The 1,255-nt window shown below is 71.5% G+C and carries 1 protein-coding gene and 1 pseudogene; one reads left to right on the top strand and one right to left on the bottom strand.

Features of this window, described 5'->3' with window-relative positions; translation table 11 throughout:
- Nucleotides 1-374, top strand: a pseudogene (locus FRW57_RS21770) (hypothetical protein); the annotation flags it as partial.
- Nucleotides 375-408: 34 nt separating this feature from the next.
- Here the strand turns inward: FRW57_RS21770 and FRW57_RS21765 are convergent.
- A partial coding sequence (locus tag FRW57_RS21765) for a sulfotransferase-like domain-containing protein (RefSeq protein ID WP_203230488.1) occupies nt 409-1,255 on the bottom strand: 847 nt, incomplete at its 5' end.

Raw genomic sequence — 1,255 nt, 5'->3', positions numbered from 1 at the left:
CGGGCAGGCACCGGGCGGTGCGCCTCGGCGCCGTGGTGCTCTGTGCCGGTTTCACCGGGGCCGCGCTTGCGGGACGGCTGGCCACGTTCGCGCTCAGCCTGGCCGTGGTCTCGGCCGGGTCGGCGCTGCTGCTCGGCAACCTCCAGGCAGGGGCGGCGGCGCTGGCACCCGAGGGTGCCCGGGCGGCATACCTTGCGGTCTTCGGGTTGTCGTGGGGTGTGGCCACGACTGCTGCACCGGTCTTGGCGACCCAGCTGCTGGGCGTCGGGAGTGCCGCACCGTGGTGGGTTGCTGCGGGGGTCTCGCTGCTGTTGCTGCGCCGATCCGGGCCGCGGCCGGGGCGTCCGCGCGGAAGGCCATCAGCTCACCTCTGACCGCTCCGCGCACAGCCGCCTGTCGTGCGCGCAGCTATACCCGCAGGCGCACGGCATACAGTCGCTCGTAGGGAGACCGGCATTCCTCGGCCACCTCCGCGGCCAGCCCAGAGAGGTGCACCTCTCGGGGCGTCCAAGGGGCGAATCCGGTTGATTCCCAGACGGTCTTGTACCAGTAGGGCGCCCAGACCCCGTCACTGTCGCGAGGTCCGGGCGGCCACTCCAGCATCCGGTCGGTGAAGTCGACGCCGATCAGCTCGCACAGGGCGCGCAGGTGTGGTTCTGGTGCCCGGAGGAAGTCCGAGGCGTCGATCACCATCGGCGCCTCGCCTGTCGCGCCGAGCTCGTCGTAGAGCTCGACCAGCTGCTCGAACCCGAGGTCACGGGCGACGAACCGCGGCCGGCCCTTCTGGTAGGACGCGATGACCTCCCGCGGGTCGCGGATGAGCAGCACGTTGGTGAGCCGCGCCATCCACCCGTGCTGGATCTGCGGGGTGAGGTGGTGGGCCATGTGCTTCTGGTAGAACACCTCGACGCCGTCCGGCAGGGGGCCGGTGAGCTGCTCGGCGACCCGGCGCCAGTCGCTGTCGTAGGTCGCGATCACGTCCTCGCGCCCGGGGTGGTCTGTGCCGGTCTCCGTGAGCCAGTGGGCAAACAGCGGCTCGTCGACGACCATCGTGTCGGGGCGGTTCTCCCACGACCGCATCAGTGCCGTGGAGATGTTGCGCGGCCCCGACCACACCGCCAACCGGGCCACCATCAGCGACCGCCCGCCGCGCGCTCGGCCACGTCGCGGTCGACCAGCTCCCGGTAGAGCCCGCGCAGCCGCGTCGACACCGGTCGAGGTCCAGAGCTCACCGTCCCGGACGATGAAGAAGTGG

This window comes from Segeticoccus rhizosphaerae (assembly GCF_009192725.1).
Taxonomy (GTDB): domain Bacteria; phylum Actinomycetota; class Actinomycetes; order Actinomycetales; family Dermatophilaceae; genus Segeticoccus; species Segeticoccus rhizosphaerae.
The sequence above is the reverse complement of the archived record's forward strand: the minus strand, read 5'-3'. Positions and strand labels throughout refer to the sequence as shown.